At 60.5% G+C, this 17,471-nt stretch carries 17 protein-coding genes; 10 read left to right on the top strand and 7 right to left on the bottom strand.

Going from position 1 to position 17,471, the window contains the following annotated elements; genetic code table 11:
• Positions 1 to 37: 37 nt before the first annotated feature.
• A complete protein-coding gene (gene ppx / locus WBB95_RS13555; RefSeq protein ID WP_424488036.1) occupies positions 38 to 1,540 on the bottom strand; it encodes an exopolyphosphatase in 1,503 nt (500 codons plus the stop codon).
• Positions 1,541 to 2,021: 481 nt separating this feature from the next.
• On the opposite strand from ppx, the gene WBB95_RS13560 reads away from it, so the two are divergent.
• From WBB95_RS13560 to WBB95_RS13575, 4 genes are all read left to right on the top strand, one after another.
• The gene (locus tag WBB95_RS13560) at positions 2,022 to 2,669 is read left to right on the top strand and encodes a DUF1120 domain-containing protein (protein WP_424488037.1); all 648 of its coding nucleotides are present in this window, start codon (positions 2,022 to 2,024) and stop codon (positions 2,667 to 2,669) included.
• 121 nt (positions 2,670 to 2,790) lie between these two features.
• The gene (locus WBB95_RS13565) at positions 2,791 to 3,483 is read left to right on the top strand and encodes a fimbria/pilus chaperone family protein (protein WP_424488060.1); all 693 of its coding nucleotides are present in this window, start codon (positions 2,791 to 2,793) and stop codon (positions 3,481 to 3,483) included.
• Between the two features lie 7 nt (positions 3,484 to 3,490).
• Positions 3,491 to 5,992, top strand: a complete 2,502-nt coding sequence (locus tag WBB95_RS13570; protein WP_424488038.1) for a fimbria/pilus outer membrane usher protein — start codon at positions 3,491 to 3,493, stop codon at positions 5,990 to 5,992.
• Positions 5,982 to 6,533, top strand: a complete 552-nt coding sequence (locus WBB95_RS13575; RefSeq protein ID WP_424488039.1) for a hypothetical protein — start codon at positions 5,982 to 5,984, stop codon at positions 6,531 to 6,533. The genes WBB95_RS13570 and WBB95_RS13575 overlap by 11 nt, the downstream gene beginning before the upstream one ends.
• Here the strand turns inward: WBB95_RS13575 and WBB95_RS13580 are convergent.
• Genes WBB95_RS13580 through WBB95_RS13600 form a run of 5 tightly spaced genes read right to left on the bottom strand, consistent with a single transcriptional unit; the run spans position 6,505 to position 9,613 of the window.
• Positions 6,505 to 7,242 carry an amino acid ABC transporter ATP-binding protein gene (locus tag WBB95_RS13580; RefSeq protein WP_424488040.1) on the bottom strand — a complete coding sequence of 246 codons (738 nt, stop codon included), beginning with the start codon at positions 7,240 to 7,242 and terminating at the stop codon, positions 6,505 to 6,507. The two genes, WBB95_RS13575 and WBB95_RS13580, sit on opposite strands and share 29 nt — an antisense overlap.
• Complete coding sequence (locus tag WBB95_RS13585) at positions 7,229 to 7,879, bottom strand: amino acid ABC transporter permease (protein WP_424488041.1); 651 nt, start codon at positions 7,877 to 7,879, stop codon at positions 7,229 to 7,231. The genes WBB95_RS13580 and WBB95_RS13585 overlap by 14 nt, the downstream gene beginning before the upstream one ends.
• Positions 7,876 to 8,544 carry an amino acid ABC transporter permease gene (locus tag WBB95_RS13590; RefSeq protein WP_424488042.1) on the bottom strand — a complete coding sequence of 223 codons (669 nt, stop codon included), beginning with the start codon at positions 8,542 to 8,544 and terminating at the stop codon, positions 7,876 to 7,878. The genes WBB95_RS13585 and WBB95_RS13590 overlap by 4 nt, the downstream gene beginning before the upstream one ends.
• Before the next feature lie 17 nt (positions 8,545 to 8,561).
• Positions 8,562 to 9,347, bottom strand: coding sequence for a transporter substrate-binding domain-containing protein (locus tag WBB95_RS13595; protein WP_424488043.1), 786 nt, complete (start codon positions 9,345 to 9,347; stop codon positions 8,562 to 8,564).
• The gene (locus tag WBB95_RS13600; RefSeq protein WP_424488044.1) at positions 9,344 to 9,613 is read right to left on the bottom strand and encodes a hypothetical protein; all 270 of its coding nucleotides are present in this window, start codon (positions 9,611 to 9,613) and stop codon (positions 9,344 to 9,346) included. The genes WBB95_RS13595 and WBB95_RS13600 overlap by 4 nt, the downstream gene beginning before the upstream one ends.
• On the opposite strand from WBB95_RS13600, the gene WBB95_RS13605 reads away from it, so the two are divergent.
• The 6 genes from WBB95_RS13605 to WBB95_RS13630 all read left to right on the top strand — a co-directional run bounded on the left by WBB95_RS13605 (position 9,603) and on the right by WBB95_RS13630 (position 16,897).
• A complete protein-coding gene (locus WBB95_RS13605) occupies positions 9,603 to 10,298 on the top strand; it encodes a FadR/GntR family transcriptional regulator (protein ID WP_424488045.1) in 696 nt (231 codons plus the stop codon). The genes WBB95_RS13600 and WBB95_RS13605 overlap by 11 nt on opposite strands.
• 121 nt (positions 10,299 to 10,419) lie before the next feature.
• Positions 10,420 to 10,749 (top strand): thioredoxin TrxA, encoded by a 330-nt coding sequence (trxA, locus tag WBB95_RS13610; RefSeq protein ID WP_003213989.1) that lies wholly within the window; start codon positions 10,420 to 10,422, stop codon positions 10,747 to 10,749.
• A 235-nt stretch (positions 10,750 to 10,984) separates the two neighbouring features.
• Positions 10,985 to 12,244, top strand: a complete 1,260-nt coding sequence (rho, locus tag WBB95_RS13615; RefSeq protein ID WP_003176825.1) for a transcription termination factor Rho — start codon at positions 10,985 to 10,987, stop codon at positions 12,242 to 12,244.
• Positions 12,245 to 12,398: 154 nt separating this feature from the next.
• Positions 12,399 to 14,402, top strand: coding sequence for an acyltransferase family protein (locus WBB95_RS13620; protein ID WP_424488046.1), 2,004 nt, complete (start codon positions 12,399 to 12,401; stop codon positions 14,400 to 14,402).
• A 60-nt stretch (positions 14,403 to 14,462) separates the two neighbouring features.
• The gene (ubiD, locus tag WBB95_RS13625; protein WP_038444369.1) at positions 14,463 to 15,929 is read left to right on the top strand and encodes a 4-hydroxy-3-polyprenylbenzoate decarboxylase; all 1,467 of its coding nucleotides are present in this window, start codon (positions 14,463 to 14,465) and stop codon (positions 15,927 to 15,929) included.
• Complete coding sequence (locus WBB95_RS13630; protein WP_424488047.1) at positions 15,929 to 16,897, top strand: CDP-6-deoxy-delta-3,4-glucoseen reductase; 969 nt, start codon at positions 15,929 to 15,931, stop codon at positions 16,895 to 16,897. The genes ubiD and WBB95_RS13630 overlap by 1 nt, the downstream gene beginning before the upstream one ends.
• Positions 16,898 to 16,978: 81 nt before the next feature.
• Here the strand turns inward: WBB95_RS13630 and WBB95_RS13635 are convergent, their stop codons facing one another.
• Positions 16,979 to 17,461: a sn-glycerol-3-phosphate transporter gene (locus tag WBB95_RS13635; RefSeq protein WP_424488048.1), complete on the bottom strand. Its 483-nt coding sequence runs from the start codon at positions 17,459 to 17,461 to the stop codon at positions 16,979 to 16,981.
• Positions 17,462 to 17,471: the final 10 nt, after the last annotated feature.

The following is a 17,471-nucleotide window of genomic DNA, read 5'->3' on the forward strand; positions in this document are numbered from 1 at the left end:
AGCGCGGGGCAAGCCCGCTCACTACATGTCGGTGTGTTTAACGCAGGTTCAGGCTGAACCCTACACGCGTCAGCCACTCCGCTTCCTGGGCGAAATCCGCCTGGGTCAGCTGGTTTTCATCCAGCCAGCCTTTCGGGAACACCACGTCCAGGCTGTCGCCGTGGGCGCGTAGCGTCACTTGGGGCATTTCCTGGGTGCCACGGATGTGGTGGAACAAAATCGCAAAGCGCAGCAGCGCACACAGGCGGATCAGCTTGATGCCGTCGCCGCCGAATTCGGCGAACTTGTCCTTGGGGATATTGCGGCGGTGGCCACGCACCAGCAGCGCGAGCATTTGTTGGTCTTCGCGGGAGAAGCCGGCGAGGTCCGAGTGCTCGATCAGGTAGGCGCCGTGCTTGTGGTAATGGTAGTGGGCGATGTCCAGGCCCACTTCGTGCACCTTGGCGGCCCAGCCGAGCAGCTCGCGCCACACGCCGTCTTGCAGGTCCCAGTCTTCGGCCACTTGGTCGAAGGCGTGCAGGGCTTTGCGTTCCACGCGGGCCGCTTGCTCCAGGTCGACGTGATAACGCTCCATCAGCGAGCTGAGGGTGCGCTCACGCACGTCTTCGTGGTGATGGCGGCCCAGCAGGTCGTAGAGCACGCCTTCGCGCAGGGCACCGTCGCAGTGGTCCATGCGTTGCAGTTCGAGGGCGTCGAAGATCGCTTCGAGAATCGCCAGGCCGGCCGGGAAGATGGTGCGGCGGTCGGGCTTGATGCCGTCGAAGTCGATTTTCTCCGCATCGCCGAGCTTGAACAGTTTGCGCTTGAGCCACGCCAGGCCCTCGGCGTTGACCTCGCCAGTGCCATGGCCGCCGGCCTTGAGGGCCAGGCCGATGGCGCGAATGGTGCCGGACGAGCCGATCGCCTCATCCCAGGTCAGGCGGTGCAGGGCGTGCTCGATGCTCATGATTTCCAGGCGTGCTGCCGTGTAGGCCTGGGCATAGCGCGCCGGCGTGATCTTGCCGTCCTTGAAATAACGCTGGGTATAACTGACGCAGCCCATCTGCAGGCTTTCGCGCAGCAGCGGTTCGAAGCGCTGGCCGATGATGAATTCGGTACTGCCGCCGCCGATGTCGGCTACCAGGCGTTTGCCGGGGGTGTCGGCCAGGGTGTGCGACACGCCGAGGTAGATCAGGCGCGCCTCTTCACGGCCGGAGATGACTTCAACCGGGTGCCCGAGGATCTCCTCGGCGCGGCGGATGAATTCGCCACGGTTGCGTGCCTCTCGCAGCGCGTTGGTGCCCACGATTCGCACGGCGCCCAAGGGCATGCCGTTGATCAATTGGGCAAAGCGCTTGAGGCAATCGAGCCCGCGCTGCATGGATTCTTCGTTGAGCTGGCGCGCGTCGTCGATCCCGGCGGCCAATTGCACTTTTTCGCCGAGCCGCTCAAGGATGCGGATTTCGCCGTTCTGGGCCTTGGCCACGACCATGTGAAAGCTGTTGGAGCCCAGGTCGATGGCGGCGATCAGGGACAGATTCTTGGCTTGGGATTGCGGCATGGTTTGGGGGTCTCGGTCGATAACCCAACCATCGTGCCACGATCGACCGCTGGCGCCAACGCGTTGTGCTTCAGTAATTTTCCTGATGCTGTCTGTGGGGAATTCTTGTAGGAAATGTAGGGCGCTTTGCCAGCTTCTGGAGAATAAGTGTCTCGATGCTGTAGGGCGTTTTAACCGCGCACTGCCGTAAAGTTCTTTCGGAATTTTCGTACGGAAGGTTGTTTGATGTTCTCTTGGTTATTTTATTCAAGACTACTGAGGTGTCGGTTTAGAACGACTGATTGTTTTTACCTCTCCCACAAACACTAATGAGTTGTCTGATTCTTTAATGAAGTGCCAAAGCGACAGACTGTCACTCGGCAATTTTGCCTGGGTGTTATTTATTTATAGTTGTGTATGTCCGGGAAGATGAATAGTTGGGCGATGGAGTCGCCAAGACACAAATAAACAGCGCCTGATAACTTTCAGTGACAGGACAAGCATGAAAAAGATTGTTGGATTGACTCTCGGAGCCGTATGCCTGGCTTCGGCCCTGAGCGCCCAGGCAAGCACCAGTGCCCAGTTGGTCGTCAGGGGCACGATTACACCGGCGGCTTGTAACCTCAGCCTGGCGGGCAGCGGCATTATTGACTACGGCACCATCCGCTCCGGCGAATTGTCCCAAACGGCGTTCAGCCCACGCGAAGAACGCAGCACCTCCCTGGTCGTCAACTGCGGCACCACGCCTGCCCGGTTTGCAATCACCTTTACCGACCTGCAAGCAGGCAGCAAGGTCACGGGAATCCTGGGCGCAGGTTTCACCGAAGCGCAGAACTTTGGCTTGGGCGCGGTAGGCACCCGGCGGACCGGTGGCTATTCGGTCACCCTCAGGGATCTGCGCACGTCCGGTGTCGTGCTGGGCCCGATCATGCGCACCGGCGCAGGTGCCTGGCAGGTCAGCGATGGCAAAGTGGCTCAATCGCCAAGCCAATACTCATGGCGCAATAGCGCCACGGTTACTCCCGCGTCGGTTAACCAAATGACCGGCACCCTTGTGGTGAAGGCGGTCATCAACAGGGCCCAGGACCTGGACCTGAGCCGCGATATCTCCATTGATGGGCGCGCCACGCTGGTGCTGAGCTACATCTAAGCGACTGAAAACAGCCAATCAAGAAGCTCACACTTTTTATTGGCTGTTTTTTCGTGGGCGTTTGGCTGCCAATCGTCGAGTTATCGGTTGTGGGGAACATTTAGTGCGTGGGTTATCGGTAATAAGTAGCGCGTTGTTAAGTTGTGCCGGTGTGTGTCTTTTGTTTGCCGCAGTTGCAGCAGCGGACGGCATGTTGCCAGAAACGACCGTTGTCGTTCTGTATGAACAAGACGGTGAAGCCTCAATAAACATCAAGAACACTGATGCAGGACCGGCGCTGCTGCATTCGGTCGTGGAGAACGTTCCGGAAGACCTTGAGCCCCTGTTGATCGTCACGCCGCCTATTGCGCGGGTGGAAGCGGGGGACACGCAGTTGGTGCGTTTCATCAGCACCTTGAAAGAACCCCTCAAGACCCAGCGGCTCAAGCGCGTGTCCTTCGAAGGCATTCCTCAGGCACGCGCCGCGGGTGGCGCGACCATCGGTATCAGCCTGCGCCAGAATCTGCCGCTGATCCTGCACCCGCAAGGCTTGCCTCGGCACCACACGCCCTGGGAGCTGCTGAAGTGGACGCGGGCGGGGGAGCGCCTGACGGTTCATAACGACAGTGCCTATGTTGTGCGCCTTGCACCGGATGTGCAGTTGCTGCCGCAAGGTGTCCTGGCCACGTTGCCGCGTAGCTACATACTGCCGGGCGAGGTGCTGACGACGAAGGTCGACAGCCCGTTGGGTAGCGTAGCCGAGGTCGAGATTCAGCCGGCCACGGTCTATGGCTTTTCGGTAGAACACTACCGGGCGCCGATCAATGGGGGTTGATCGACGCATGAAACGTCCGTCGAGCAGTCACGTAGCGGTAACGGGCTGGCCTCGCGGGCCGTCGTTGCTGATCGGATTTGCGACGTTGTGGAGCTTGCCTGGCCTGGCGTTCGCGCTGGAACTGGGGGAGGGTTTCGATCTGGCGGCGCTCACCGCCCACGGCATTGACCCGCAAGTGTCCGACTACTTTCGCACTGCGGCGCGCTTTCGTGAGGGTGTGCAGGTGGTGGGCCTGCGGGTCAATGGCAACCCCTTGGGGCTGGTGGATGCGCGGTTCGATCAGCAGGGCCGGTTGTGTTTCACCCCCGGATTGCTGCAGAAAGCCGGGTTGGTCAAACCCGGCGGGATCATGCTTGAAGGTGCCACGCCCGACCAGGCTTGCCATGACTTCCTCGGGGCTTTCCCGACGACGATGGTGAGGCTGCGTCCCGGCACGGATGAGGTGGCGCTGGTGGTGCCAACCCAGTCTTTGCGAGGGCCCGAATGGGAGGCCGGGCATTTCTCCAAGGGCGGAGCGGCAGCGTTGTTCAATTACGACGTGCTGGGTTTCGACAGCCGTTCGCGCAACGGCTCCAGCCGGTTTGTCTCGGCCTACACCGAGGCGGGTTTCAACCTTGAGGACTGGATTGTTCGCAGCCGTCAGTTCTACGTGTCCGACAACGGTAGGGCTCGCACCGAACACCTGTACGCCTTTGCCCAGCGGGATGTCGCCGCGCTGAAGTCGACTTTCCAGGTGGGCCAGCTCACCAGCAATAACCCGCTGTTCGGCGGCATCCAGTTGTCCGGCCTGCAGTTTTCACCGGATGGTCAGTCACGCACGCCCGCGGGTGGCAACAATGCGGTGGTCGAGGGCCTGGCCCACAGCCAGTCGCGGATTGAAGTGCGTCAGTCCGGCGTTTTGATCCACTCCACCCTGGTGCCCGAAGGCCCCTTCCGGCTCACAGGGTTGCCTTTGCTCAATGGCACCAGTGACCTTGAGGTCAGCGTGATTGATGTGCGCGGTGGCAAACGTAACTTCGTGGTGCCGGCGGCGTCTTTCGCTGGAGCGGTACCGACTACGCCAGGTGTGTATTTTTCGTTGGGCAAGCTGCGCAGAAATGCCGCTGAAGAAGGCCCTTCACCACTGGTGGCCATGGGCAGCGGCACCTGGGGGCTGGGGCGCGACTCGTCGGCGGGTTTTGGCTTGTTGAGCACGGATGATTATTGGGCGGCAGGAGGCACCCTGAGCAGCGTGTTTTTCCAGCGGGTGTCCGTGGGGGCCCGTCAAAACCTGTCCCGGGACAGCAAAAATGCCGTATCCGGTTCGCGCAGCAGCGTCTCCGTGAGCAGTCCGTTGGTTGCCAATATTGATATCAACCTCAGTGCAACCACTCAGACACGCGGGTATCGCGAGGTGCTTGAGGCGGGCCGACCACCCAAGGCGGACGAACTGGGTTCGCGCTTCAAAAATCAATACACCGCGGGCATGAGCTGGGCCGACCCCACGCTGGGCGTGTTTTCCCTGGGCTACACGCGCAGTGCGCAGTTCGACCGGCAGACGTCCGAACATGTATTTGCCTCGTGGAACAAATCATGGCGCTACGCCGATGTGGCGTTGGTGGCCGACTCGCAGGTGGGTGGTAGCCCTGCTCGGCGTGACGTGAGTTTGGCCGGTAACAGGCGTGATACCACCCTGGACAATGACCTGTCCGTGCGGCTGCAAGTCAGCGTGCCACTGGGCGGTGATCGTCGCGTGAACAGCTACACCAGTCGTCGCGGAAAGCAGTTTTCCGCCGGCACGGCGCTCAGCGATCGGGTCAACGAGTATGTGAATTACGAGGTGGGGGTCGAACGGGACCTCAATGCCAGGGAGCAATCGTTCCGAGGGCAGGTGGACATCCTGCCGCGTTATGCCCGGGTTGGCTTGGGCGTCAGCCGTGACCCGTTGGGCAATCACTACACCGGGCAACTGCAAGGTGGCCTGGTGGCGCATGAAGGCGGCCTGACTTTCTCGCCCTACGCCGTGCAAGACACCTTTGGCGTGGTCAAGGTGGGCGACATCGGCTCGGCAAAAGTCGAGACGCCACAGGGCCCGGTGTGGACCGACTTCAGCGGGCAAGCGGTGATCGCAGGCTTGCCGGCGTACACCCAAAGCCGGGTCGAGGTGCAGACCCAATCCTTGCCCAAGCGCGTTGACCTGAAGAACGGCACCCAGGTGCTCGCGGCGGGCCGTGGGTCGTTTAATGCCGTGGGTTTCGATGTGGTGAAGGTGCGTCGTGTACTGCTCACCGCCAATGATCAGCAGGGCCGGCCCTTGCCCCAGGGCGCTGCAGTGTTCGGCAGGGGAGACCGCTTCCTGACCAGTGTCGTCGGCGACGGCATGATTTTCCTCAACGACGTCAACGAGTCGCAAAGCCTGCGGGTTGCATTGCCGGACTCTTCCTCCTGCCTGTTGCGCATTACCCCCGGGAGCACGCTTGATAATGACAAATTCTATGAAACCACTTCGGCGGTGTGCCATGCCCGTTAAGCGCGCTGGCCTGTCGTGGATGGTGCTCTGCACGGTGTGGGTTGCCCCAGAGGTAAGTGCCGAGAACTGCCGACTCTCGCTGAGCCAACCGCGTGTCGACTACGGCGCCATTCGCCGCGAGGCACCCGCTGACAGCGCCACCCTGGCACTCAGCACCCGCGTGCTGCACGTAAATGTCCTGTGTGCAGAACCTGCGGCCATGGCGATACGCTTTGTAGGTGTGGCTGCCGATGGGCAGGGGTTTAAGTTTGGTCGCCATGGGCGTTTTCGCCTGAGCCTCAAACACGCCCAGTTGGATGGGCATGCCGTCGGCTGGGTGGCTGCGCACCTGCCCGGCGAGCCTGCTGGCGGCCAACTGCTGCCCGGTCAGACCCTGATGGCTCGGCTGGCGGGAATGCCGATGGTAGGCCGCCAACTGACAGCCCAGGTCGACATCGACACCGAGCTGCCGGCTGGCGCCCTGGAGGTGCGCAGTGAAACGCACCTCGAAGGGCAGGGCAGTTTCGAGCTGATCAGTCCGGCTGTTCCACCGAGCCAATGAAGTTGGCGAGCTCCGGCGTCCTGGGGTTGGCGAACAAGACTTTTGGGTCGCCGACTTCATGCACCTTGCCCTGGTGCATGAACACCAGTTTGTCCCCGACTTCCCGGGCGAAGCGCATTTCGTGGGTCACCATGATCAAGGTCATGCCGTCCTTGGCCAGTTGGCGCACCACGCTGAGTACTTCATTGACCAGCTCCGGGTCCAGGGCCGAGGTGATTTCGTCGCACAGCAGCACTTTGGGTGACATGGCCAGTGCGCGGGCAATTGCCACGCGCTGTTGCTGGCCGCCGGACAAGCGATCGGGGAAGGCATCGAACTTTTCCCCAAGGCCGACGCGCTCCAACATTTGCTTGGCCAGTTGCGCCGCTTTGGCCTTGGGCACTTTCTGCACCACTTGCGGCGCGAGCATCACGTTTTCGCCCACGGTCAGGTGCGGGAACAGGTTGAACTGCTGGAACACCATGCCGACCTTTTGTCGCAGGCTGCGCAGGTCGGCGCGGGCGGCGTCGAGGTATTCGCCATCGACTTCGATCACGCCGTCGTTGATGGATTCCAGGCCATTAAGGGTGCGTAGCAAGGTGGATTTGCCCGAGCCACTGCGGCCGATGATCGCCACCACTTGGCCTTCTTCAACCGTGAGGTCGATGCCTTTGAGTACGTGGTGATCGCCGTAATACTTATGCAGGGCGGAAATTCTAAGCAGAGGCATGCAGTCTCCTTTCCAGGTAGCGCGCACTGAGGGACAAGGGGTAGCAGAGCAGGAAGTAACCAAGGGCCACCAGGCCGTACACCATGAAGGGTTCAAAGGTGGCGTTGGCGAGCATGCCGCCGGTTTTGGTCAGTTCGGTGAAGCCGATGATCGAGGTCACGGCGGTGCCTTTGACCACTTGCACCGAGAACCCTACGGTGGGCGCCACGGCAATTCGCAGGGCCTGGGGCAGGATCACGTAGCGCAATTGTTCAAGCGGATTGAGCGCCAGGCTCGCCGAGGCCTCCCACTGCCCGTGGGCGATGGAGTCGACGCAACCGCGCCAGATCTCGGCCAGGTAAGCGCTGGTAAACAGGGTCAAGGCAATCGCCGCCGCCAGCCAGGGCGAGATATCCACACCCAGCAAGGCGACACCGAAAAACACCAGGAACAACTGCATCAACAGCGGCGTGCCCTGGAACAGTTCGATATAGGTTCGCGCGACATTGCGCGGGAAGGCTTTGTGGCTGATGCGCATGGTCATCACCAGCAAGCCGATGAGGCCGCCGCCGACAAACGCCACCAGCGACAGCAACAGCGTCCATTGCAGGCCGACAGCCAGGTTGCGCACGATGTCCCAGAAGGAAAAATCACTCATCGGCTGTTCCTCATCACAAAGCGACGGCCGATCCAGTTGAGCAACTGGCGAATCATCAGCGCCATGCACAGGTACACCAGGGTGGTCAGCGCATAGGTTTCAAACGCACGGAAGTTGCGCGACTGGATGAAGTTGGCGGCAAAGCTCAGCTCTTCGGTGGCGATTTGCGAACACACCGCCGAGCCGAGCATCACGATGATGATCTGGCTGCTCAGGGCTGGCCATACCTTGCCCAGCGCGGGCAGCAGCACCACGTGGCGAAACGCTTCGAAGCGCGTCATCGCCAGCGCGGCGGCGGCTTCCAACTGCCCGCGTGGAATGGCTTGGATACCGGCGCGGATGATCTCGGTGGAGTAGGCCCCCAGGTTGATCACCATCGCCAGCACGGCGGCTTGCCACTCGGTGATCTTCAACCCCAGCGTCGGCAGGCCGAAGAAGATGAAGAACAGTTGCACCAGGAACGGCGTGTTGCGGATCAACTCGACATACACACCGAAGCACCAAGCGAACGGCTGGATCTTCCACGCCCGCACCACGGCGCCGACGGTGCCCAGCGCCACCCCGAGGATCGCGCCGATGGCCGTCAGCTCAAGCGTGAACAGGGCGCCGCGCAACAGCAGGTCGGTATTGGCCAGCACGGGCATAAAGTCGAATTGATAGGCCATGAATCAGCTCCGTCGCTTCAAAGGTCGGCGGGCAGCGGCTCTTTAAGCCACTGCATCGCGTTCTTTTCCAGGCTGCCGTCGGCTTTGGCCGCGACCAGGATCTGGTTGACCTTCTCCAGCAACGCCGGCTCGTTCTTGTTCACGCCCACGTACACCGGCGAGTCCTTGAGCTTCACTTTCAGCGCCGGTACGCGTTTCGGGTTGCGTTCGCTGATCGCCACCATTACTACGTTGCCGCTGGCGATCAGGTCGACCTGGCCGGCCAGGTAGGCGGCGATGGTCGAGTTGTTGTCTTCGAAGCGTTTGATCGTGGCTTCCTTGGGGGCCACGGCAGTCAGCTCGATGTCCTCGATGGCGCCACGGGTCACGCTGATGGTTTTGCCCTTGAGGTCGTCTGTGGTGCTGATGGCGGCGTCAGGCGGGCCGAATACGGCCAGGTAGAACGGCGCGTAGGCTTTGGAGAAATCGATGACCTTTTCGCGCTCGGCGTTTTTGCCCAGGCTGGAAATCACCAGGTCGACCTTGCCGGTGGTGAGGAACGGGATGCGGTTGGTGCTGTTGACCGGGGTTAGCTCAAGCTTGACCTTGAGCTGGTCGGCCAGCAGTTTTGCCGTGTCGATGTCCAGGCCGCGCGGTTTCATGTCGGGGCCGACCGAGCCGAACGGCGGGAAGTCCTGAGGCACGGCGACCTTGAGGGTGCCACGGGCGACGATATCGTCCAGACCGTTGGCCTGGGCGGGTGCGTGGCCCAGCATCAGGCTGGCAAACAGGGCAGTGAGCAGGGCGCTGTAGCGCTTGGTCATGGCAACTCTCCGAGAATGGCGAAGGAATTTTCTGCTTTTGGGCAGTGCACAGCCCATGCCATCACCGCCAGGATCGTCTGCAACGCAGGCGTTTGTTGAGGTGCAGTGGTCTTACTGGTCTGAACAGTGCCTGCGCATTTCGCACCGTTTTCGAGCGTCGCCAAAACCCCGCGAGCTCCTTTGGGGCGTGGCTTGCCGCCGACCGCGAATAGCTTTACAACTAGCTGCTCCGTTGACTGGAACTTTGAGTTTTTTATGAATTCCATCGCCCAAGCCGTACCGGAAGCGGCCCTGCAGGCCATCCGCAAACTGATCAAGGAACAGGGCTTCGCGGCGGGCGATGCGCTGCCGTCCCAGCGCGACCTGGCGGTGCAGTTGGGCGTGAGTCGGGCGTCATTGCGCGAGGCCTTGTCGTCGCTGAGCGCGTTGGGTGTGGTCAGCGTGCAGCCGGGTAAAGGGGTGTTTGTGCAGGCGGCCGAGGAATCGCCGGGTTTTGCCTGGCCGTTTACGGCGCAGGCGACGCCCCTGGATATCTTCCAATTGCGCTATGCCCTGGAAGGGTTCGCAGCAGGGTTGGCTGCGGCAACACTGACCCTCGACGAACTGGACAGCCTTGAGGACAACGTCGAGGCGATGCGCAAGGTGCTCAAGGCCGGCGACTTCGAAGCCGCCGCCCGGCTGGACTTCGAATTTCACCAGCGCATCCTGTTGGCCAGCGGTAACCAGGCGATGGTGAGCATTTTGAGCGCCAGTGCCGAGGTGTTCCTGGAGAGCCAGAAACTACCGTTCATCCGACCGGAACGGGCCATGGAAACCTGGCAGGAGCACCGCAAGATCCTGCGTGCCCTGGCTCGGCGCGCCAGCGTAGCAGCGCAGAAAACCATGCAGGAACACGTGCGCAATGCGGCGTTGCGCACGGGTATCGCTTTCGTGACTCCCGTGACGCCGTGAGTTGGGCTATACCCAAACTCATGCACCACCATAGCAAGACTCAATCAGAGGCGGCTTCCTGAACGGGGGAAGGGCGGCTATGATGGGCCACGTTTTTTTTGCTTACAATCCGGAGACATCCATGAGCAACGATCTTATCAAGCACGTCACCGACGCGACCTTTGAGGCCGAAGTACTCAAGGCTCAAGGCCCGGTGCTGGTTGACTACTGGGCTGAATGGTGTGGCCCTTGCAAAATGATCGCTCCTGTTCTGGACGACATTGCGACCACCTACGAAGGCAAACTGACCATTGCCAAGCTGAACATCGACGACAACCAGGAAACCCCGGCCAAGCACGGCGTGCGTGGTATCCCGACCCTGATGCTGTTCAAGAACGGCAACGTCGAAGCCACTAAAGTGGGCGCGCTGTCGAAGTCTCAGCTGCAAGCTTTCCTCGACGCGAACATCTAAGCGTCGTCAAAAAAGCCCCGCAAATTTGCGGGGCTTTTTCGTGAAACAGGGCTAGACGCTCCGAAACTCAGGTGGTACATTCGGCCCCGCACTGGTTTCTCCACTGCCCCCTGCATGCCGTCGCCGACGCACTCCTTTTCGATTAGTACGCGATCCTGTCGCCTTCTCTGCGGCGCGGCCTCATTAAGCCAAAAGCTTAATTTCCCCCCTCCATAAATGATTACGTCATTCCTATATGAATCTGACTGAACTCAAGCAAAAGCCGATTACCGACCTGCTCCAGCTGGCCGAAGAAATGGGCATAGAAAATATGGCCCGTTCGCGCAAGCAGGACGTGATTTTCTCCCTGCTCAAAAAGCACGCGAAAAGCGGCGAGGAAATCTCCGGTGATGGCGTGCTGGAGATTCTCCAGGACGGCTTCGGCTTCCTCCGCTCTGCAGACGCTTCCTATCTTGCCGGCCCAGACGATATCTACGTCTCGCCGAGCCAGATCCGTCGCTTCAACTTGCGCACCGGTGACACCATCGTTGGCAAGATCCGTCCTCCGAAGGAAGGCGAGCGGTATTTCGCCCTGCTCAAGGTCGACACGATCAACTTTGATCGTCCCGAGAACGCGAAAAACAAGATTCTCTTCGAGAACCTGACGCCGCTGTTCCCGACCGTGCGCATGAAGATGGAAGCCGGTAACGGTTCCACCGAAGACTTGACCGGTCGTGTCATCGACCTGTGCGCCCCGATCGGTAAAGGCCAGCGCGGCCTGATCGTCGCACCGCCGAAAGCCGGTAAGACCATCATGCTGCAGAACATTGCAGCGAACATCGCACGTAACAATCCTGAAGTTCACTTGATCGTGTTGTTGATCGATGAGCGTCCGGAAGAAGTGACCGAAATGCAGCGCACCGTGCGCGGCGAAGTGGTTGCCTCCACGTTCGATGAGCCGCCAACCCGCCACGTGCAGGTTGCCGAAATGGTGATCGAGAAGGCCAAGCGCCTGGTCGAACACAAGAAAGACGTGGTGATCCTGCTCGACTCCATCACTCGTCTGGCTCGCGCCTACAACACCGTGATTCCGAGCTCCGGCAAGGTACTGACCGGTGGTGTCGATGCCCACGCCCTGGAGAAACCGAAACGTTTCTTCGGCGCCGCGCGGAACATCGAAGAAGGCGGTTCGCTGACCATTATCGCCACCGCGCTGGTTGAGACCGGCTCGAAGATGGACGAAGTGATCTACGAAGAGTTCAAGGGTACCGGCAACATGGAACTGCCCCTGGACCGTCGTATCGCGGAAAAACGCGTCTTCCCGGCCATCAACATCAACCGCTCCGGCACACGCCGCGAAGAGTTGCTGACTGCCGACGACGAACTGCAGCGCATGTGGATCCTGCGCAAGCTGCTGCACCCGATGGACGAAGTCGCTGCCATCGAGTTCTTGATCGACAAGCTGAAAACCACCAAGACGAACGACGAATTCTTCCTGTCGATGAAGCGTAAGTAATACGACGTTTCAGGTCTGAGAAAATGGTGCCCTTCCGGGTGCCATTTTTTTTGCGCCAAACAGGGAGGTTTGTGTGCCGAGAGTGTCAGTAGAGAAACAAAAAGGGCCAGTACGCCTACGCTCTCTTCAATTTGTATCAGGCTGATTACGATTTATGACCGCTCTTGCTTACCGAAGAGACATTGATGGCTTGCGCGCCATTGCTGTCCTCGCTGTCGTGCTGTTCCATTTTGGGGTTCCCGGCGTGACCGGGGGCTTCGTCGGCGTAGATGTTTTTTTCGTGATTTCGGGCTTCTTGATCACCTCGATCATTCAGCGTGAGCGCGAAGGCGGGCATTTCAGCTTTCTGAATTTCTGGGCGCGACGGGCCCGGCGAATTCTGCCGGCATTGCTCGTGATGATGTTTGTATCCCTGGTGGTCGGCTGGTTCCTGATGTCGCCCAAGGACTACTCCGAGTTGGGCCGCTCGATCCACAATCAGGTGATCTTCATCTCCAATCTGTTCTTCATGCGTCAGGACGGCTACTTCGAAACCGCCTCTGATATGAAGCCCATGCTGCATACGTGGTCGCTGTCGGTTGAAGAACAGTTCTATATCGCTTTTCCGCTGTTGCTGGCGCTGTTGTCGAGCCGGTTAAAGCAGTGGCGCAGCGCTTTGTTTGTATTGCTGCTGGCGTCATTTGCGGCGAGCGTTTGGGCGGTCTCCCATGCGCCCGACAAGGCTTTTTTCCTGTTGCCCATGCGTGCCTGGGAATTGCTGGCAGGTTCCATGCTGGCCGTCATGCCCGCGCGGGCTCAGCGCATCAGTCCAATGCTGGCGCAAACTGTCAGCGCGATAAGCCTGGGCCTGATCCTGGTGGCGGTCTTTGGCTATGACGCCAGCACCGCCTTCCCAGGTGCCGCAGCGCTGTTGCCGGTGCTGGGTGTCGTGGGCCTGATTTGGGCCAACGGCCAGCAAACCACCGTGGTGGGACGGCTGCTGGGCAGCCGCGTGCTGGTGGGCATCGGGCTGATTTCCTATTCGTGGTACCTGTGGCACTGGCCGGTGCTGGTGTTTGGCAAGTACGCGAGTATTTTTGGCTTGGCGCCATTGCAGCTTGTGGCGCTGTTCGTCCTGAGCCTGGTGTTGGGTTACGCGTCCTGGCGCTTCGTCGAGGGGCCGTTTCGTGAGCGACGTCTGTTGGCCGGGAATCGGGCAGTGCTGGCGGCAGGTCTTGTCGGGTTGGCCAGCCTGGGTTTCATCGGCAAAGGGTTGGTCTGGTCGGACGGTCTTGCCTGGCGACTGCCGCCCCAGGCGTTGCAATTCGCCAAGGCCTATACCTGGAGCCCCAACCTGGTCAATTGCCTTTCTGATGACAAGAAAAACAAGCACCGGGAGCTGTGCCATTTCGGCCCGCAAAACGGCGCAGCGCGTGCGCTGGTCTGGGGTGACAGCCACGCCTCGGCGTTGATCCCGGCGTTGAAAGACGGTGCAGGCAAGTACGACTTCAGCATCACACAGGCCGGTTACGCCGGTTGCCTGCCGTTTTACCGCAAAGAAAACACACCAGGCTGCCGGGCCTTCAACGAGCGCGTCACCCAGTTGCTGAACCACGAGTCGTTCAGTGACGTAGTGCTGGTCGCGCGCTGGAGCCTGTATGTGTATGGCCAGCGCAATGGCGATACGGGCCCTTCCATTCATGATCCGGCGACAGGCAACTATGACCGTGCCGCCGCTGAGCGTATCTTCGCCGAGGGTGTGAATACGCTTGTGCAGCAACTGCGCGCCGGTGGCCATCGGGTATGGCTGGTCAAGGAAGTACCTTTGCAGGAATTCAACGTGCCTTACCGGCTCAGCCGCCTGGCGATGTTGGGGCGTCCGACCGACAAAGAGGGCTTGCCTCTGGCCGAACACCTCCAGCGACAAGCGTATATCAGCTCCGTATTCGAGCAAATCGCCGCGGCAGACTCAGGGGTTCAACTCCTGGACCCGGCGCCGAGGTTGTGCGATGAAAATGGCTGGTGCCGAGTCGAACTGGGCGGCCAGTCGCTGTATACCGATGACAACCACCTCTCCATCGTGGGCACGCGGTATGTGGAAGGCTTCCTTGAACCCTTCTTCAACGCCCTGCGCAAGGTATCCGTTGAGTCGGGTGTGAGTCGCAATGACGTGCAATAAGCTGCCAGCGCTCGTAAGAGCAGGTAGGATGTACGCCTATTTTACGGGTGGCATTGGTTAATGAAATTCAAGGATCTTCGGGATTTCGTGCAGCAACTTGAGCAGCGCGGAGAGTTGAAACGCATCCAGGTGCCGGTTTCCCCGGTCCTGGAGATGACTGAGATTTGCGACCGTACCCTGCGTAACAAGGGCCCGGCGCTGCTGTTCGAAAACCCGACCGGCTTTGATATCCCGGTGCTCGGCAACCTGTTCGGCACGCCCGACCGCGTGGCCTTTGGCATGGGTGCCGAGTCCGTGAGCGAGTTGCGCGAGATCGGCAAGCTGCTGGCCTTCCTCAAGGAGCCAGAGCCGCCCAAGGGTTTGAAGGACGCCTGGTCGAAGCTGCCGATCTTCCGCAAGATCATTGCCATGGCCCCCAAAGTGGTCAAGGACGCGGTGTGCCAGGAAGTGGTCATCGAAGGCGATGATGTCGATCTGGCCATGCTGCCGGTACAGACCTGCTGGCCCGGCGACGTCGGCCCGCTGATTACCTGGGGCCTGACCGTCACCAAAGGTCCGAACAAGGACCGCCAGAACCTCGGTATCTACCGTCAGCAAGTGATTGGCCGCAACAAGGTGATCATGCGCTGGCTGAGCCACCGTGGCGGCGCGCTGGATTTTCGTGAGTGGTGCGAAAAGCATCCGGGCCAGCCGTTCCCGGTGTCCGTGGCCCTGGGCGCTGATCCTGCGACCATCCTTGGCGCCGTGACGCCAGTGCCCGACAGCCTCTCCGAATACGCCTTTGCCGGGCTGCTGCGCGGTAACCGCACCGAATTGGTGAAGTGCCGTGGCAACGACCTGCAGGTGCCGGCCACCGCCGAAATCATCCTCGAAGGCGTGATTCATCCGGGCGAAATGGCCGATGAAGGCCCTTACGGCGACCATACCGGCTACTACAACGAAGTCGACAGCTTCCCGGTGTTCACCGTCGAGCGCATCACCCACCGGATCAAACCGATCTACCACAGCACCTACACCGGTCGTCCGCCGGATGAGCCGGCTATTCTGGGTGTGGCGCTGAACGAAGTGTTCGTGCCGATCCTGCAAAAGCAGTTCCCGGAAATCACCGATTTCTACCTGCCGCCGGAAGGCTGCTCGTACCGCATGGCCATTGTGACCATGAAGAAGTCGTACCCGGGCCACGCCAAGCGGGTAATGCTCGGTGTGTGGTCGTTTTTGCGACAGTTCATGTACACCAAGTTCGTTATTGTCACTGACGATGACATCAATGCCCGCGACTGGAACGATGTGATCTGGGCCATCACCACGCGCATGGACCCCAAGCGCGACACGGTGATGATCGACAACACGCCGATCGACTACCTCGACTTCGCCTCCCCGGTATCGGGCCTGGGCTCGAAAATGGGCCTGGATGCCACCCACAAATGGCCGGGTGAAACCACTCGCGAGTGGGGCAGGGTGATCGTCAAGGATGAAGCCGTCACCGCGCGTGTCGACGCGATGTGGAAAGAATTGGGAATAGATTGATGCGTGTAACCCTGCAACCTTCCGGCGCCATATTGGAACTGGTCCCCGGCGAGCGAATCCTCGAAGGCGCGCGCCGCTTGGGCTACGAGTGCCCGCAAGCCTGTCGCAATGGTGTGTGCCACGTGTGTGCCGCGCTGCTGGTCGAAGGCCGAGTGCAGCAGGCCGGTGAGGTGCGTGACCATGGCGAGTTCTATACCTGCATTGCCGAACCGCTGGAAGATTGCATTGTGTTGTGGGATGGCGTGCTGGCGCCGGGAGAGTTGCCGTTGCGCAAGTTGTCGTGCCAATTAAGTGAGTGCGTGGAAGTCGGTGGCGATGTGTGGCGCGTGCGCCTGCGGGCCCCGGCCGGTAAAGCGGTGCGCTACCACGCCGGGCAATACCTGATGATCGAGCGCGAGAATGGCGAGAAATCGGCCTTTTCGCTGGCTTCAGCGCCCCACGCCGGGCGCGAGCTGGAACTGCACGTGCTGGTCCGCGAGGACAGTGCGCGTAACCTGATCGAGCAGTTGCAGCGTGATCAGATGGCCCGCATTGAGCTGCCTTTTGGTGACACCCATCTGGCCGAGCTGCCGGACGGGCCGCTGGTATTGATCGCTGCCGGCACCGGCATGGCGCAGATGCACAGCCTGATCGAGCATTGCCGTGCCTCCGGCTTCAAGCACCCGGTGCACCTGTACTGGGGCGTGCGCCGCCCGGAAGATTTTTACGAAATTGAACACTGGGACCAATGGCTGCAATTGCCCAACCTGTTCCTGCACAAAGTCGTCAGCGACCTGTGCGGCTGGGAAGGGCGTTGCGGGCTGCTGCATGAGGCGGTGTGTGAAGACATCAGTGACCTCAAGGCCGTGCACGTTTATGCCAGTGGTTCGCCGGCAATGATCTACGGCACCCTGGATGCGCTGGTCGACGCCGGCATGGATGCGCACCAGATGCGCGCCGATGTGTTCGCGTACGCGCCACGGCCCTGAGCTCGATCACATAATTGCAGCCACACCCTGATCAAAATGTGGGAGCAGGCAAGCCAGCGCCCACAAGGATTTGTGTTTGCTTTAGAAGCGAACCCCAGTCGTGATCATTGCCGCATTGAACCCCAACAACACCACTTCCGCCGCCACCGGCCCGTAATGGGTGCCCACCGACGGAATGATCACCGGCGCAATGCCGAAACGGTTCAACGGGATCTTGTCGCGGTACTTGCCGCGATAGCCCTGGATCGCTCCGCCCGTCACTTTCAGATACACCGGATAGTCGCTCATGTCATAGCGTTTGCCCGCGTAGGCATAGTACGCGCGCTGGCTGAACGAATTGCGAAACGTCGCCCCGCCGTACACAAACCCTGACGCCTCATTGCGCTCAAGGCCAATCAGGTCCTGGTTGTTGTTGTGCTTTGGGTCCGGGGCGAAGTGCCGGGTGTAGACGCTGGTCTGGGCGTACCAGAAACCCTTGTCGTCATTGGCGGGCGGTACTTCGGCGGCGAGGGCCGTGGTGGCCTGGGCCAGGAACAACAGGCCGGGCAGTCGAAATTTCTTCATGGGTGCGACC

The organism is Pseudomonas sp., assembly GCF_049645325.1.
Classification (GTDB): Bacteria; Pseudomonadota; Gammaproteobacteria; order Pseudomonadales; family Pseudomonadaceae; genus Aquipseudomonas.

Coding starts and splice junctions, on each gene's coding strand:
- ppx (WP_424488036.1), bottom strand. CDS start 1,540: ATGCCGCAATCCCAAGCCAAGAATCTGTCCCTGATCGCCGCCATCGAC.
- WBB95_RS13560 (WP_424488037.1), top strand. CDS start 2,022: ATGAAAAAGATTGTTGGATTGACTCTCGGAGCCGTATGCCTGGCTTCG.
- WBB95_RS13570 (WP_424488038.1), top strand. CDS start 3,491: ATGAAACGTCCGTCGAGCAGTCACGTAGCGGTAACGGGCTGGCCTCGC.
- WBB95_RS13575 (WP_424488039.1), top strand. CDS start 5,982: ATGCCCGTTAAGCGCGCTGGCCTGTCGTGGATGGTGCTCTGCACGGTG.
- WBB95_RS13580 (WP_424488040.1), bottom strand. CDS start 7,242: ATGCCTCTGCTTAGAATTTCCGCCCTGCATAAGTATTACGGCGATCAC.
- WBB95_RS13585 (WP_424488041.1), bottom strand. CDS start 7,879: ATGAGTGATTTTTCCTTCTGGGACATCGTGCGCAACCTGGCTGTCGGC.
- WBB95_RS13590 (WP_424488042.1), bottom strand. CDS start 8,544: ATGGCCTATCAATTCGACTTTATGCCCGTGCTGGCCAATACCGACCTG.
- WBB95_RS13595 (WP_424488043.1), bottom strand. CDS start 9,347: ATGACCAAGCGCTACAGCGCCCTGCTCACTGCCCTGTTTGCCAGCCTG.
- WBB95_RS13605 (WP_424488045.1), top strand. CDS start 9,603: ATGAATTCCATCGCCCAAGCCGTACCGGAAGCGGCCCTGCAGGCCATC.
- WBB95_RS13600 (WP_424488044.1), bottom strand. CDS start 9,613: ATGGAATTCATAAAAAACTCAAAGTTCCAGTCAACGGAGCAGCTAGTT.
- trxA (WP_003213989.1), top strand. CDS start 10,420: ATGAGCAACGATCTTATCAAGCACGTCACCGACGCGACCTTTGAGGCC.
- rho (WP_003176825.1), top strand. CDS start 10,985: ATGAATCTGACTGAACTCAAGCAAAAGCCGATTACCGACCTGCTCCAG.
- WBB95_RS13620 (WP_424488046.1), top strand. CDS start 12,399: ATGACCGCTCTTGCTTACCGAAGAGACATTGATGGCTTGCGCGCCATT.
- ubiD (WP_038444369.1), top strand. CDS start 14,463: ATGAAATTCAAGGATCTTCGGGATTTCGTGCAGCAACTTGAGCAGCGC.
- WBB95_RS13630 (WP_424488047.1), top strand. CDS start 15,929: ATGCGTGTAACCCTGCAACCTTCCGGCGCCATATTGGAACTGGTCCCC.
- WBB95_RS13635 (WP_424488048.1), bottom strand. CDS start 17,461: ATGAAGAAATTTCGACTGCCCGGCCTGTTGTTCCTGGCCCAGGCCACC.